This is a genomic window from Bacillus sp. 22483 (genome assembly GCF_052044605.1).
In the GTDB taxonomy this organism is placed as follows: Bacteria; Bacillota; Bacilli; order Bacillales; family Bacillaceae; genus Bacillus; species Bacillus altitudinis.
The window spans coordinates 143499-158537 of sequence record NZ_JBQENU010000005.1 but is presented as its reverse complement, the minus strand read 5'-3'; the positions used below and the strand labels follow the sequence as shown (position 1 = coordinate 158537).

The 15039-nt window shown below is 42.9% G+C and carries 13 protein-coding genes; 1 reads left to right on the top strand and 12 read right to left on the bottom strand.

What is annotated here, in order from left to right:
• Positions 1–67: 67 nt before the first annotated feature.
• From ACTJJQ_RS09805 to sigY, 8 genes are all read right to left on the bottom strand, one after another.
• A complete protein-coding gene (locus ACTJJQ_RS09805) occupies positions 68–2011 on the bottom strand; it encodes a BglG family transcription antiterminator (protein WP_440600154.1) in 1944 nt (647 codons plus the stop codon).
• Positions 2012–2253: 242 nt separating this feature from the next.
• The gene (locus ACTJJQ_RS09800) at positions 2254–2868 is read right to left on the bottom strand and encodes a class F sortase (RefSeq protein WP_039963049.1); all 615 of its coding nucleotides are present in this window, start codon (positions 2866–2868) and stop codon (positions 2254–2256) included.
• A gap of 68 nt (positions 2869–2936) precedes the next feature.
• A complete protein-coding gene (locus tag ACTJJQ_RS09795; RefSeq protein ID WP_048002463.1) occupies positions 2937–4319 on the bottom strand; it encodes a hypothetical protein in 1383 nt (460 codons plus the stop codon).
• Positions 4320–4430: 111 nt separating this feature from the next.
• A complete protein-coding gene (locus ACTJJQ_RS09790) occupies positions 4431–4544 on the bottom strand; it encodes a hypothetical protein (RefSeq protein WP_008345567.1) in 114 nt (37 codons plus the stop codon).
• Between the two features lie 83 nt (positions 4545–4627).
• Entirely contained in the window at positions 4628–5998 is a 1371-nt protein-coding gene (gene gdhA / locus ACTJJQ_RS09785; protein WP_017358690.1) for an NADP-specific glutamate dehydrogenase, read from the bottom strand.
• A 308-nt stretch (positions 5999–6306) separates the two neighbouring features.
• Positions 6307–6519 (bottom strand): hypothetical protein, encoded by a 213-nt coding sequence (locus ACTJJQ_RS09780; protein WP_017368315.1) that lies wholly within the window; start codon positions 6517–6519, stop codon positions 6307–6309.
• Positions 6516–6827 (bottom strand): YxlC family protein, encoded by a 312-nt coding sequence (locus ACTJJQ_RS09775; protein WP_008345570.1) that lies wholly within the window; start codon positions 6825–6827, stop codon positions 6516–6518. Before ACTJJQ_RS09775 ends, ACTJJQ_RS09780 begins: the two co-directional genes overlap by 4 nt.
• A complete protein-coding gene (gene sigY, locus ACTJJQ_RS09770; protein ID WP_017358688.1) occupies positions 6827–7357 on the bottom strand; it encodes an RNA polymerase sigma factor SigY in 531 nt (176 codons plus the stop codon). The genes ACTJJQ_RS09775 and sigY overlap by 1 nt, the downstream gene beginning before the upstream one ends.
• Before the next feature lie 489 nt (positions 7358–7846).
• On the opposite strand from sigY, the gene ACTJJQ_RS09765 reads away from it, so the two are divergent.
• A complete protein-coding gene (locus tag ACTJJQ_RS09765; RefSeq protein ID WP_138826679.1) occupies positions 7847–8878 on the top strand; it encodes a pectate lyase family protein in 1032 nt (343 codons plus the stop codon).
• 56 nt (positions 8879–8934) lie between these two features.
• On the opposite strand, the gene cydC is transcribed toward ACTJJQ_RS09765, so the two are convergent.
• Genes cydC through ACTJJQ_RS09745 form a run of 4 tightly spaced genes read right to left on the bottom strand, consistent with a single transcriptional unit; the run spans position 8935 to position 14815 of the window.
• Positions 8935–10671 carry a thiol reductant ABC exporter subunit CydC gene (gene cydC, locus ACTJJQ_RS09760; RefSeq protein WP_440600153.1) on the bottom strand — a complete coding sequence of 579 codons (1737 nt, stop codon included), beginning with the start codon at positions 10669–10671 and terminating at the stop codon, positions 8935–8937.
• The gene (gene cydD / locus ACTJJQ_RS09755; RefSeq protein WP_035389917.1) at positions 10661–12397 is read right to left on the bottom strand and encodes a thiol reductant ABC exporter subunit CydD; all 1737 of its coding nucleotides are present in this window, start codon (positions 12395–12397) and stop codon (positions 10661–10663) included. The genes cydC and cydD overlap by 11 nt, the downstream gene beginning before the upstream one ends.
• The gene (gene cydB, locus ACTJJQ_RS09750) at positions 12397–13413 is read right to left on the bottom strand and encodes a cytochrome d ubiquinol oxidase subunit II (RefSeq protein WP_039963052.1); all 1017 of its coding nucleotides are present in this window, start codon (positions 13411–13413) and stop codon (positions 12397–12399) included. Before cydB ends, cydD begins: the two co-directional genes overlap by 1 nt.
• Positions 13400–14815, bottom strand: coding sequence for a cytochrome ubiquinol oxidase subunit I (locus ACTJJQ_RS09745; RefSeq protein ID WP_144667542.1), 1416 nt, complete (start codon positions 14813–14815; stop codon positions 13400–13402). The genes cydB and ACTJJQ_RS09745 overlap by 14 nt, the downstream gene beginning before the upstream one ends.
• Positions 14816–15039 lie beyond the last annotated feature (224 nt).

The following is a 15039-nucleotide window of genomic DNA, read 5'->3' as shown; positions in this document are numbered from 1 at the left end:
ATGAAACCGCTTTCATAAACACCCATACTTTTTCCTTTAGGAAGCGGAAAAAGTTAATATCACACCATTAGTTCTTGTACGAAGGCGCTTTTTTATCCATGACATCCAGCATGTCTTCAAAGGTGTCACAGGTGATGAGGTGCTGAATAAATTTCACATGATGGACAAGCTCTCCAAGCAGACGGTACATGCCTTTTAAGTCTTTGGCGTTCTCCTTTTCGACACAAAGCAAGCACACAAATTGAACTTTTTTCTCTCCCCAAATGATCGGTTTTTCTAATGTACAGATCGCCCAAAACGTCTCTTCTGTCAGCGGGGTCATCGGATGCGGAATCGCTGTATAATGCCCAAATGAAGTCGGTGCAGACTCTTCTCTTTCCATCACAGATTGTGTAAGTTCTGCTGGCGCTAAGCCCATGTCAATGACCTTTTGCGTGAGAAAGTGTATGACCTCTTCCTTTGTTTGAAAGGCGCATTTTGTAAAGACCAATTCCTTTTTCATATATTGCGTGGCTAATGTCACTCTTGTTTCACTTGTCAAAGCTTCTTCTATTTTTAAAAAATCACTGCCTCCTAAAATCGTGTTCACTTGAATGACAGGAATCGGTAAATCCATATGAATGGGAATGGTTGTAATAATTAAATCCAATGCATGTAAAGAGACATGCGGAAGGGAATAAAGCTCTGCTGTTCCTAAAATGGTCAGCTTCGACCCAAATTGTGACCGCAAACGATCTTGAAGTAGCCTTGCACTCCCTGCACCAGACGCACAGACAATCAGGCATCGCTTCGGTGGTATCTCCATTTTCCTGCGCTCTAAGGCCGCACCAAAATGAAGTGCCATATAGCCGATCTCATTTTCATGAATGGACAAACCTGTCTCTTCTTCAATGACCCTGCTCGCCACAATCCCTGCTTCAAAGGCAATTGGATAGCCCGCTTTGATCTCATCAAGCATTGGATTTCTTAAATTCATTCCATACTTACACCGATTGATCGCTGGCTTTAAGTGCAAACTGAGGCCAATCAGCAATTCCGCATCTCCCGCTAAATCCAGCTGCAATTTTTGATCAATGGCTTTCAGCATCAGCTGAACAAGACGGCTCGTGTCATCATCCACAATTTGTTTTTGACCGCCCGTTGAAAAAGACTGTACCATTTTGGCTGTTCCTAGCAAATGAATGGTGATATAAACGATTTCCTCTTGTGGGAATGAGACATCCAGCAACCCTTCAAGACGCTCAACCATTTTTTTGGCTACCTTGTATTCTTTTGCCCTTGGGATTTCGTTGATTTCTTCAGGCAGCACAGATACATAGTTTCCGTGTCTAATCCGTTTACAGGCAATAGCAATATGAACAATTAAATTATTCATGCAAATGTCTGATAGATTCATTTTTTCCTCGTTGATATAATCAATCATGGTTCTCTGAATCAATTCCAGCTCATGTTTCGGCAAAATCGTAACCGCCGTGTTCAGCATGGTTTGATAGGAACGCCGTTCATTGAATAAATATTCTGACATGCAATAACGGATTTTCATCTCAGATCCTTTAATCCGGCAGCCTTTATTCGGCTTTGCTTCCAGCTTCAGATCAAAGGGTTCGAGCTTACGTTTGACCCATTTCATGTCATTACTCATCGTCGATTTACTAATAAACAGCTGCTCCTGTAAGTCTTCCAGCTTCACATATGATTCCGCTAGAAGCAGCTTTTTCAAAATAAATCGAACTCGCTCTTCTGGAAGAACAGCAAGCGGTTCTTCCTGTTCGACTTCTTCCTTCATAAAACGGCGAAAGGCATTCTCATCGTTGATCAACAGCTCATAGCCAGCGCCCCTAACAGCTGATACAGCTGCTTGATAAGGGGCTAGACGCTCATTCAGTTCCTTGATGTCTGTTCGGATGGTGCGGCTTGTCACTTGTAAACTGACAGAAAGCGCAGCGCTCGTGAGAGGAGTCTCAGCTGCCATCAGCTGACTTAAAATGTGCGCCAGTCTTTTACTCAGCATTAGGTCGGCCTCCTTCATTTAGGGTGGAAAATCTGCCTTGTTTGGACAGGTTGTATACGCTTACAGTTCTCTTCATTACTCATATTCTACTGAAAAGAAATAAAAATTGCCAACTCATTTATATGACAAACGCCCCTATTTATACATCCAACCATATCTAATGACCTATGAATCTTCTTCTAAGATGCTGTTGTGGAAATCATGAAAAAAAGGCGTTACACCTCCGTGTATCCGCCTTTTTCTTATGAGGAAATCAGTTGTGTAAAGACAACCAATCTTTTTTCATGTGTACCGGCTGCATGATCAAAAGTTCCCGTACATGTGATGAAATTGAGATTCCGTGTAAAGGCGTACCCGAAAAAAGCATTTGGTTTCTCTTCGCGCGGATAGCTTTTCACCTTGAGAACCTCAAAGGTTCGCTTTTCCCCTGACGAGGATGTCACAATGACTTTGTCTCCCTTTTTTAGCTCCTTTAGTCGATAAAAAACAGCTGGACCCCATTTATTATCAACATGACCATTTATGACAGCATTTCCTTTATCACCAGGCTTCGGACCATCTTCAAACCAAGCTGTGTGATCTGTATTTTGCGGAACACCCATACTGCCATCCTTTGATAAAGTCGTTTTCTCCACTTTTGCTTGGACATCAATCGCTGGAATGGAGATGTCAGCGGGAACAATACCCGATGGCTCATCTTTTAACGTGTCGTGTGAATGAGATTGATTCTTGGCTTGTTTTGCTGTCATTGGCTCAGGAGATGATGCAGTTTCAGAGGATGACTTTTCATCTATTGATTGGGATGCGCAGCCCGTGATGATGAGAAGCGTAAGAATACCAAACAGCCATCTTTTCACGCAAGTCGACCTCCTTTTGAAGAAAGGAACGGCACGATTGTGCACGTTCCCTCTTGTCTTGATATTGTTTAATTTGATGGTTTACGGCGAATGAGGAAGAACGCGCCCACTGCACCTCCGGCTAAGATGAGACTTGCCATCATCCCAGCAAATGCTTCATATGACATACCTAATGGACCGGCTGTGCCTCCCATACCTGTTTTCGGCATCTCATTTGGCATGTTGGATTTGAATAATTCAGGATGCTGATCGACAATAGCTGATGCGACATCTTGACCAACCATGAACATATGGCCGTATGCTTCTCTGACAGTCGGGTACAGCTGATCATATTCGCCATTGTGATAAGACGTGTACGTTTTGATGAGCTCATCAATATGGGTTTTCAACCCGGCTTCTAAGTCAGCCGCCTTCAAGCGTCCATCTGTCGCTTGATCTAAAAATTTTGCTTGTTTCATACGGTAAGCATCTAAATCTTTAACAGCCTTCTCTTTTGCTTGCTCGTCTCCTGATGCATCCGCTTTAACATAATCAACTAAATATCCGATATGACTTGACCAGATCGTTTTAAATTGTTTTCCTGCATCTTTTCCATAAACAGAAGCGATCGCATCTGATAGATCATTCGTGTTTTCATTTAACGCTGCTGCCGCTTGGTCAAAGTCCTTGCTGCCATCATTCCCTTTTTGCATAGCCACTACCGCGAGTGCCAAATGCTCTGAGAACAAGTAGTTTAAATCCTCACGAAGATCTGCGGCTGGAGTATCCACTGATTTTTGATCAAATTTCCCAGGAAATTGATCTGTAATCGCCCATGATACGCCTTTACCTACTTCAAACATATGATGAATGGATTTTCTGACCGTTTCATAGGTTGTATCAAAATCCTTTTCTGTGTAACTGTCAAAAGCTTTTAGCAGTTCATTGACGTGCATTTTTAAACCTTCTTCAAGTTCACTTGCTTTCAATCTTCCATCCGTTGCTTTATCAAGCATATCAGCTTGTTTCATGCGGTATTGATCAAGCTCTTTGACCGCTTTCTTTTTACCTGCTTCATCTTTTTTCGCTGTTGCTTGTACATAATCAACAAAGTAACCGATATGGCTTGACCAAATCTCTTTGAATTGTTTCCCTGCTTTTTTTCCATACACAGAGGCGATCGCATCTGATAGATCATTCGTGTTTTCATTTAACGCTGCTGCTGCTTGATCAAAATCTTTACTGCCATCAATTCCTTTTTGCATCGTGATCACTGCTAAATAAGCATGCTCTGAGAACAGCTGATCAAGCGCTGCGCGAAGATCCGTTGCTTTATTTGACACCTCTTGTGATGATGACGACTTTTTTGCATCCCCATGCATATGTCCTTCGTGTGCACTTGCCATTTGAGCAGTTGGTAATAATAATGCTGCACTAAGCGGGATCGTTAAAAATGCTTTTTTCATTTTCATCTGTTTTGCCTCCTCTTTCCGTTTGTTATGTACTTAACGGAGAGAGAAGTGAAATGGATCATTCCCACAGCATATTTTTTTGTTTCATCCATTTCATAAAAAAAAGCCGGATTACCCGGCTGATACGTTACGACTTTTGGATGCTTTTCGTTCTTTGTATATTTTCCTCACCACTGGATAAATCACTGGTGCCCATTTGACAATTTGTTTCAGCCACTTTTTCATTTTCTCCCGCGCCTCCTTATTGTCATTCTTACAAGACAATTCCCGATCTTGTCATGAAATAAACAGGTGCGGGAGAGCAGGAGTTAAATGACGCCTTGTGCGATCATGGCATCTGCCACTTTGCGAAATCCTGCAATATTTGCGCCTACCATTAAGTTTCCAGAGTGTCCGTATTCTTCAGCAGTCTCGGTACACTGACGATAAATCGACTGCATCATTTGTTTCAACTGACCATCTACTTCTTCAAAAGTCCAAGACATTCTCGCACTGTTTTGCGCCATTTCTAACGCCGAAACACCCACTCCGCCAGCATTTGCCGCTTTTGCTGGTGCAAACAAAATATCATGTTGTTCAAATACTTTGACGGCCCCAAGTGTGGACGGCATATTGGCCCCTTCTCCTACAGCGATGACACCGTTTGCCACTAGCTGCTGTGCTTGCGACTCTGAAATTTCATTTTGGGTCGCACATGGCAGCGCAATATCACAAGGGAGAGACCAAATTTGTTCGCAATCTTCAATCAATTCAGCATGCGGGTGAATGTCTATGTAGGCACCAATTCGCTGGTTGTCGACTTCCTTCAGCTGCTTCACTGTCTCAAGTGAAATGCCTTGAGGATCGTAAATGGCTCCGCTTGAATCACTACAAGCCACAACCTTTCCGCCTAATTCCAATACTTTTTCCATCGCATAAATCGATACATTTCCTGACCCAGACACAACAACAGATCGCCCTTCAAATTGCATTCCGTGGGCTTTTAACATTTCTTCCATAAAGTACACCAGTCCATAGCCTGTCGCTTCTTTTCTCGCTAAGCTGCCTCCAAAACCAGGACTTTTTCCTGTCAGGACACCTGCTTCATACGCACCACGCATTTTTTTGTACTGGCCGAACATATAGCCAATTTCGCGTGCACCTACACCAATATCTCCTGCCGGTACATCTTGATCAGGTCCAATATAACGACTGAGTTCACTCATAAAACTTTGAACAAAACGCATGATTTCTCCATCAGATTTCCCTTTAGGGTCAAAATCTGATCCACCTTTTCCTCCGCCGATCGGCAAACCTGTCAGTGCGTTTTTAAAGATTTGTTCAAACCCTAAAAACTTGATGATGCTTGCATTGACCGATGGGTGAAACCGAATGCCCCCCTTATAAGGACCGATGGCACTATTAAATTGAACCCTGAATCCTCTGTTCACCTGTACTTTGCCTTCATCGTCTACCCACGGTACACGAAACATCACAAGCCGCTCAGGCTCAATTAAGCGTTCTAAGATCCCCTGTTTTTCATACTCTGGGTGTTTTGCAAAAACCGGGACGAGGGATTCCAGAATTTCTTTTACGGCTTGCTGGAATTCCGCCTCGCCTGGATTACGTTTTTCTACATCCTCTAGCACACGGTGAATGTAGCTTTGTGCTGTTTGTGCTGCTCGATCTAAGGTCAACATGTCTCATCTGCCTCCTTGTCAATATCTCACTCTTTGGTTGTTAGATTTTCTAACGCATATTGAGATTAATTTAACACCATTTGTAAAAACTGATCAATATTGATAACAGATGAAAACGATGCCGAAATGAGATAGATCAAGCAGGATCACCTTTCATCATGAAGATGACCCGCTCAAAGAATGACTATCGTGCTAGAAATGACGAACTGGACGTTCAACATCCCGCTTTCTTTGACACATTCATGAAACTTTCACTTTTTCTAGATGATGATCATTCAAAAAAAAGGTCAAAAGTTTTACAACGTCTTTCAATCTTTTCTGAGCTTTTCTCCTCTTTTCCGATCAGGTAAGACAACACACAGCCAATATAAAATAGAAGAAGATGGGAAGTTGATTAACCCAATGATGCCCCAGAACCATTTATAACGTCCTCTTTTCTTGGCATCCATAAATAAGAGAAATCCTTGTGCAAACAGTAACGGCAATACGCACAATAAGATGATCATATCTGTCTGACTCATAAGGAAGACCCTCCTTTAATCTGTTGATATTCCTTGATGCCGACAACCACACAGAGCGGCACGCTCACCACTTGGAGAAGAATGAAGATGATGGGCAAATGAGTAATGGCAGCTGCAAAAAGTGTCATGATGGTCAGACTGACGATGATGTACGCCAGCACTTCTTGTTTAAAACGTTTTTTCTCTTTTTCCTTTGCCTGCTTTAGCATCAACATCAAAGCTTGTTCACTCGGCTTTTCTACTTCGATTTGTTCATCGAGCTCCTGCAGTTCCTCTTTTAAACGATCGGCGAAACGATCTTCTTTCATCAGTCCCACTCCTTTCGAATTTTCTTGATCCCATGATGAACCCTCGATTTCACCGTACCTTCTCTCACCCCGAGCATCGAAGCGATTTCAGGGTAAGTAAAGCCATAATAATAATGGAGAAGGATCGGTGCTCTCTCCTGAGCCTTTAACTCATTTAAAGCATCCCACATGTCATGCCAAGTATGGCCTTTTTGCTGAACATCCCATTTGAACCGGCGGATGGCTTCTTGATTCGCCTTTCCTTCTCTCGTATGTTCACGTTTTCTTTTCTTTTGATGATCTAAAAATTGTCTAGATGCAATGGACATGAGCCATGTTGAAAATAATGAATCTCCTCTAAAAGAAGAAAGTTTCATGTACGCTTTGAGCATCGTTTCTTGCATGATCTCCTCTGTCAGCTCTTGTTGAAGGGTCAATTTCATCAAATAACGGTAAAGAAACGAATAATGATGCCGATAAAGGGCGGTAAATGCGGCATCATCCCCCTGTTTTGCCCGCTTAATCCATAAAGTCTCCTCGGTCTGCTCCAAACACGTCCCTCCTTCCTCTCTTTCTCTTATTGATTAGACGACACCGGTGATCGCATCGTTTAAAATAGACCTTCTTTTTTTAAATTGGAGCCTTTTCTACCTGCTGTTCAGCGCATGGATCTATTTGATATCCATTTTTTTCTTATGTAATGATTATGACATTTCTTTGCCTCTAACAAAATGACGCTTTTGTAATCATCTTGATTTTCCTTCAAATGGGGAACGTCCTTTTCATAATCACTAGGTTACCCCAATACCTATCGTCAATGATCCTTGTCTCATGTAGATAAATTGAAATAATCATTGCCTTAGTTTCCTTGAAAATCGTGGAATACTTCGTTTCAATTCTTAGCCGATGATACCTTTTTGCGTGCTATGCTCTTCCTACATTCCGAAAGAGGCGATGCTGGCGAAGGAAGGAGGAGCGATTGAATCGCAGCTTATTTTGGAAACGTTTACATTAAAACGAAATAGAGAATGGAGATGTTCATGTTGAAGAAAAAAGTTCCAATGTTAGCTGGTGTGTTAGCGGTTGGTCTCGTGACTTCATTATTTGCGCCAAATGGAGAGGCAAAAGCAGCAACGAAATATCCAGAAAGCCCTTCGATTATGGCCAATTTTAATCAGCAAGGATTCTCCACATTAAATGGCGGTACAACAGGCGGCGAAGGCGGTAAAACGGTGACAGTGAAAACCGGAAATGAACTATTAGCTGCCCTCAAAAGCAAAGGAACAAATGAAAAATTGAAAATCGTGGTAGACGGAACGATTACTCCTTCTAATACTTCAGCCAATAAAATTGATGTGAAAGATACAAACAATGTCTCCATCGTCGGTAAAGGGACAAACGGCGAATTTAACGGGATTGGTATTAAAGTATGGCGCGCCAATAACGTCATCATCCGCAACCTCAAAATCCATCACAGCAAAATCGGTGATAAAGATGCCATCGGAATCGAAGGTGGCTCTAAAAACGTATGGGTCGACCATAATGAACTCTACAACACTTTGAACTCTGGGAAAGATGACTATGATGGGTTATTCGATGTGAAAAATGACTCCGATTACATTACGTTCTCATGGAACTATGTCCATGACAGCTGGAAAACAATGCTGATGGGCAGCTCCGATAACGATAACTACAACAGAAAAATCACATTCCACAACAACCGTTTTGAAAACTTGAACTCTCGTGTACCGTCTATGCGCTTCGGGGAAGGCCATGTGTATAACAACTATTACAAAAACATCCTAACAACAGCGATTAATTCACGTATGGGCGCGAAAATGAGAATTGAACACAACGTATTTGAAAACACGAAAAATGCCATCGGCAGCTGGGACAGCAGTAAAGTTGGTACTTGGCATGTCATCAACAACTCTTATATTAACAGCACAGGTAGCCTGCCAACGTCTTCAACAGGTACGTACAACCCTCCTTATAACTACTCTTTGCTTAACGTGAACAATGTGAAATCAGAAGTTGTATCTAATGCGGGTGTAGGAAAAGTAAATCCTTAAGTTTAAAAAACGTTCGGGCAGAAATCTACTGTCCGAACGTTCTTGTCATTCATTTTTTACACGACCGAAAATGGACGATCCATCTCATACAGGTTTTGATAACGCAGGTTTTCTTTCATCAAATCATGATGCTGCCCCTGCATCTCAATGCGTCCACCTTCAATAAACATCATACGGTCACATGCCTCACAGCCAGTGAGATGATGGGTGATCCAAATGACTGTTTTTCCTTTTAACACGCGGAAGATCGTTTCAAGCAATTCACGCTCTGTGCGTGGATCAAGCCCGACGGTTGGCTCATCTAATACAACAATCGGTGTGTTTTGCAGCAAAATCCGAGCTAGAGCCATACGCTGCCTTTCTCCACCAGAGAAACGAACCCCTGTCTCTTGTACACCTGTGTGATAACCTTCTGGCAAAGACTCAATGTAATCGTGCAGCTGCACTTGCCGCGCGGCTTCTTTTACTTGCTCTTCTGTCGCTTCTGGAGAACCTAAGCGAATGTTGTTTAAAACAGACGTATCGAATAAATAGGGCTGTTGATTGAGCACAGACACATAAGAGGATATCTCCTCTTGAATGCTTTGTACCGGTTTCCCCTGAATGCTGACAACCCCTTGATTTGGCACGACTGCCCCTTCTAACAATTTTAAAATGGTCGATTTGCCTGCACCGCTTTTTCCTAAAAGAGCGAGCGATTCACCTTGCTTCATGGAAAACGAAAAATGCTTTAGTACATGTTGATCTACTTCATATCCGAAGGTGACTTGATCAAAACAGACCGCTTCAACGCCATCAGAGACGGGTGTCTCGTCTGCTGCCTTCCTCTCCACTAATCCTTCATACGACTGCTCTTCATAATGATTTAATCTGCTGACGGCATGCTGATAAACAGGAATATCGCCTGCTGCATCTGACAGCGGAAGAAAGGCTTCTGTTAATGGAAACAGCACAAGCACAAAAGCTGCGATCAGCGTGTGCGGCATAGAACCAGCCTGAACGACTGAGCCGCTCCAATACACGACAAGGACGACTGCTCCTCCAATGACTAGCTGTGCTAAAAATTGGCGCAGACGGATAAACCGGTGCTTTGCCGATTCGAGCGCTAATAGCTTTGCTTCTTTTCGTTCATAGCCTTCAACAAAATCGTTCTGTCTGCCGCTAAACAACCAGTCACTCACGCCCATGACGGCATCTGTTAAATGGCTGTACAGTTCATTTCTGCCTTTCTTCATTTGAATTTGTCGTGCCCGGTTCACAAGTACTGTGATGTATGGGAATACAAATACGAGCAGCGCCATATAAAGCAGCATCAATCCGGCAAAAGGCCATGAAAAAAGCCCAAGTGCTCCAATCGAAGCGGCATATAAAAGCAGCGCACCGATGGATGGAAAAATTGTTTTTAAATACGCATCCTGTAATCTCTCCACATCTTCTGATAACAGCCCAAGCATTTCACCTGTTCCAAGCTTAGTCTGTTTGGCACTTCGTTCAGCCATGTCATAAAGACGTACCCGCATTTTTTCAATCATCGTCAAAATGAGCTGATGGCTCGCCAGTCTCTCTGCATAACGAGCAGCTGAGCGTGAAATACCAAAGGTACGTACTGCCACGATTGGGACATAGACCATCAAGATATTCTCAGGTCTTGTGGCAGCTTTTGAAATGAGGAACCCTGACGTATACATGAGCATAGAAGCAGAAAACACCGCAATCGCCCCTAAAAAAAGCACCAAGGCAAACAGCTTTTGATTCTCCTTGATATAAGGTATAAACCAGCCTTTACTGACCATGTGTGACCGCCCCCATTTGTTCCTGTACCAATTGATAGTACACACCTTTTCTTTTCATTAATGATTCATGAGTCCCCATCTCTGCAATCGTCCCATGATCCATCACAATGATTTCATCCATATCCGTCATCCAATGAAGTCTGTGTGTGGCTAAAAACACAAGTTTATTTTCAAACAATGGAAGCATTGTTTTCTTCAATTCATACTCTGTCTCAATATCCAGATGAGCCGTTGGTTCATCTAACAGCATAATGGATCGCTGGCCGAGCACTGTGCGAGCGAGGGCAATCCGCTGCGCTTGTCCACCGCTCAGTCCTCTGCCCTGTTCGCCAATGACCTCATCCAGTCCATTGGAGAGATCCGCTACGAGCTGAGACAAACCTGCCTCTTCCACCGCTCTTTCGACGTCTTCATCGGTTGCATTCGGTTCATAAAAACGAATGTTTTCTCTCAGTGTCATGTGAAATAAATAAGGATGCTGCGGCATATAAACAACTTCTTTTTGCCATGCCGCCAGCTGTAAATGAGCAAGCGGCTTTCCGTTTAGGATGATTTCACCTGCAGACGGTTCAACAAAACCGCCGAGAACATCCGTTAACGTCGATTTCCCCGAACCACTGGCACCGATGATCCCAATTTTTTTCTTTCCTTTCACAGTGAGGTCCACATCCTGAATCGAATATGGTGCATGCTCATCATGCAAGACACTGACATCTTGCAGTGTGAGCTCAGATTGCTCATTCCACTCGTTCAGCTGCACGGATTGTGTCTCCTGCTCTCGGAAGCCCTTTTCCTCTAAAATCACTTGAATCGCCTCATTCGCTTCTTTACCGTTTAACGTCGCATGATAATCATTACCTACTTCACGTACTGGCAAGAAATATTCTGGCGCAAGCATCAGTGCGGTCAAAGCGGGCAATAACAAAAGATCTCCTTCAATTAAGCGCAAGCCGAGAAATACAGCGACAGTCGCAATGGACAGCATAGAAAAGAAATCGAGAGCAAAAGATGAAAGAAAGGCGACTTTCAGTGTGCTCATCGTCGCCTTTCGATAACGCTTTGAGACCTCTGCAATATTGCGAGAATGCTTTTTGCTAATCCCTAAGTAGCGAAGCGTTTCAAGGCCACGGAGAGAATCAGTAAAATGATTGGATAATTTCTCATACGATCTCCATTGTTTGGCCGCTTTACGCTGAGCGACAAGTCCTAGCAAAATCATAAAAACAATTAAAATTGGCAGCGTGACAATGAGAATGACAGCAGATGTTTCATCTAATGTCCAAACATAGACAAGCACCATCACCGGAATAACTGCCATGTTCACCATTTTCGGCAAAAACAGCTGTAAATACTGACGATATTGGGCAATGCCCTCCATCGCCAATGTCACAAGCTTTCCTGTTCCTTTTTTCTTCGTGAAAGCTGGCCCTAAACGGAACAGCTGGTCCAACAGCTGCTTTCTGACGTCTGCTCCAATTCGGGAAGAATAGGTGAACATGACCTTCTCCCGCATCAAGGTGAGACCGTGCCGCACCAGAAAGGCAGCAAGAAACAGCAAGACATAAGGTGTTGCCTGCATGAGGCTCTTCCCGTCAAACAGCGTTGTTATGGCATGTGCCAGCCACTGTGCTTGAAAAATAATACTTGCTCCTTGGATGATTGACACAATACCTAAGAGGGCAAGAAGCCCCCTCATTCCTTTTAGTTGAAGCAAACGTTTATCCATTAGTAGGTCATTGGCTCCTTACCGCTTACACGTTTACGGAAGACATAGTAGCTCCAGATTTGATACCCAAGCACAAAAGGCAGCAAAGAAATGGCAACAATCGTCATGACCGTCAGTGAATAAGATCCTGATGCAGCGTTTTGAATGGTGAGGTCGAATGCATGGTTGATCGAACTAATCATGACACGCGGGAATAATGCTGTGAAAAGCATGGTCACGGTCACCATAATACCTGCACCTGTGAATAAAAATGTCCAGCCATCACGCTCTTTTCTCATAAAGAATAGAGCCGCTACATAACAAACCACAATGAGTACAGTTAAAGGGATTGTGATGATCGGACGTACGGTATAAATGTCTGTTTCAAGAATAGACACACCAACAAATAGAACAAGAACTGGTAGTGCAATCAATAAAACACGCTGGCCGAGCTTTCTTGCACGATTTCTTAAATCACCCTCAGTGCGGAGTGTGACGAAAATCAATCCATGCAGGAGGCAAAGAACCGTCACAGCTACCCCGCCGATCACTGAATAAAGATTCACAAAGTCTGTAAATCCAGCGTACATATTCATGCTTTGATCAATGGGCATTCCTCGTAAAATACTTGTGAATAGCACGCCGAGTAAAAATGGCGGAAGCAGGCTGCCAAAGAAGATCACCCAGTCCCACGTTTTGATCCATGAAGCCTTCTCGACCTTCCCTCTAAATTCAAAGGCGACCCCCCGCCCAATGAGTGCTAATAAAAGAACCGTAAACGGAATATAGTATCCGCTGAACATCGTAGCGTACCAGTGAGGAAAAGCGGCGAAAATAGCCCCGCCAGCTGTAATCAGCCAGACCTCATTCGCATCCCAGAAAGGGCCAATCGTATTGATTAAAATGCGGCGCTCATGTGCATCTTTTCCAAGCAGCTGCATGGACATCCCGACACCAAAATCAAATCCTTCTAAGAAGAAAAATCCAACAAACAATACTGCGACAAGAATAAACCAAATCTCGTTAAGATATGCCATGATATGCGCCTCCATCAAATGGATCTGTAGACAGGTCCGTTTCATCCTTTTGATCTGTATTCTCTTCAGAATGTGCACCTTTTTTAATTTCTCGAATGAATAAGTAGGCAAGCACGATGGCAAGAATCAGATAAATGGTCGTAAAGCTAATGACTGAGAATAGCAACATGCCGTACGATACGTTTGGTGAAATGGATTGTGCGGTTGTCATCATACCAAAGACTGTCCACGGCTGACGCCCAATTTCCGTCATGATCCAACCCGCTGAGTTTGCAATAAACGGGAACGCAATCATCCATACCATGAAGCGTAAATACCATTTGTTTGATTCTAGTTTTTTTCTAAAGCTCAAATACAAACCAATCATACTAGCAAAAATCATCAACATGCCGGCACCCACCATGATTCTAAAGCTCCAGAAGGTTGTTTTGACTGGAGGAATGTAATCTCCAGGACCAAACTTTGCTTCATATTCTTTTTGAAGGGTCAGCATGCCTGGCACATCTCCACTAAACTTCGAGTAAGCCAAGTAACTTAAAGCAAACGGAATATTGACCTCCGCAGAGTTTTCTTTTTTATCTGTATCAATATTGGCAAATAGTGTCCAAGCCGCTGGATCTCCACTATCCTTCCAAAGGGCTTCACTTGCTGCCATCTTCATCGGCTGTGATTCCATTAAGTGCTTCGCTTGATCATGTCCAGAGAACGCCACACCTAAGCCAGAAATGAAAGCAAGCACCATGGCAATCTGGAAAGATTTTTTGAAAAAGGTCACTTCTTGTTTTTTGATCATTTTATAGGCACTAACACCCGCAATAAAGAAAGCACCGGTTGCCAATGCACCAAACAGAACGTGCGGGAACTCTACCCAAAGTTGCGGATTTGTCACGAGCGCCCCAAAGTCATTCATTTCTGCACGGCCATTTTTAATCACAAATCCAACTGGCTCCTGCATAAATGAGTTGGCGAGTAAAATCCAAAACGCCGAAAAGATCGTACCAAGAGAAACGAGCCAAATACATAACAAATGAATTTTTTTCGGTAGACGGTCCCAGCCGAATATCCAAAGACCAATAAAGGTCGATTCAAGGAAAAAGGCCAATAGCGCTTCAATGGCAAGCGGTGCACCAAAGACATCACCGACAAACCTTGAATAATCTGACCAGTTCATCCCAAACTGGAATTCTTGCAGAATCCCTGTCACCACACCTACTGCAAAGTTAATTAAGAAAAGGTGACCCCAAAATTTTGCCATCTTTTTATAGATGTCTTTTTTCTTCACCACATAAAGGGTTTGCATCAAAGCAACGATAAATACCAAACCTATAGACATAGGAACAAAAATAAAATGAAATAATGTCGTTGAGGCAAATTGAAATCTTGCTAAAAACAGCTCACTCACAGCCTTACATCCTCCCTTACTTTCGCATGCCGAATGATTCGAGATATTTATGCTCATCATTTCACAAAAAGTTCACTATTTGTTCAATGATTCACAAACGAAAGTCCATTTGATATAGTTCACTCGGTGAAATTTTACTCTTGATTTTCATTCGGTTAGTTATTTATACCTGTACTTTACACCCATGCGCTTCAAAAATAAAGTAAATTTTACCTAAAATTTGG

Bases quoted from the DNA above. Each gene is read 5' to 3' on its own strand.
- cydD (WP_035389917.1), bottom strand. From the start codon at position 12,397: ATGGATAAACGTTTGCTTCAACTAAAAGGAATGAGGGGGCTTCTTGCC.
- gdhA (WP_017358690.1), bottom strand. From the start codon at position 5,998: ATGTTGACCTTAGATCGAGCAGCACAAACAGCACAAAGCTACATTCAC.
- cydB (WP_039963052.1), bottom strand. From the start codon at position 13,413: ATGGCATATCTTAACGAGATTTGGTTTATTCTTGTCGCAGTATTGTTT.
- ACTJJQ_RS09805 (WP_440600154.1), bottom strand. From the start codon at position 2,011: ATGCTGAGTAAAAGACTGGCGCACATTTTAAGTCAGCTGATGGCAGCT.
- ACTJJQ_RS09795 (WP_048002463.1), bottom strand. From the start codon at position 4,319: ATGAAAATGAAAAAAGCATTTTTAACGATCCCGCTTAGTGCAGCATTA.
- cydC (WP_440600153.1), bottom strand. From the start codon at position 10,671: ATGGTCAGTAAAGGCTGGTTTATACCTTATATCAAGGAGAATCAAAAG.
- ACTJJQ_RS09775 (WP_008345570.1), bottom strand. From the start codon at position 6,827: ATGAAAGAAGATCGTTTCGCCGATCGTTTAAAAGAGGAACTGCAGGAG.
- ACTJJQ_RS09780 (WP_017368315.1), bottom strand. From the start codon at position 6,519: ATGAGTCAGACAGATATGATCATCTTATTGTGCGTATTGCCGTTACTG.
- ACTJJQ_RS09790 (WP_008345567.1), bottom strand. From the start codon at position 4,544: ATGAAAAAGTGGCTGAAACAAATTGTCAAATGGGCACCAGTGATTTAT.
- ACTJJQ_RS09765 (WP_138826679.1), top strand. From the start codon at position 7,847: ATGTTGAAGAAAAAAGTTCCAATGTTAGCTGGTGTGTTAGCGGTTGGT.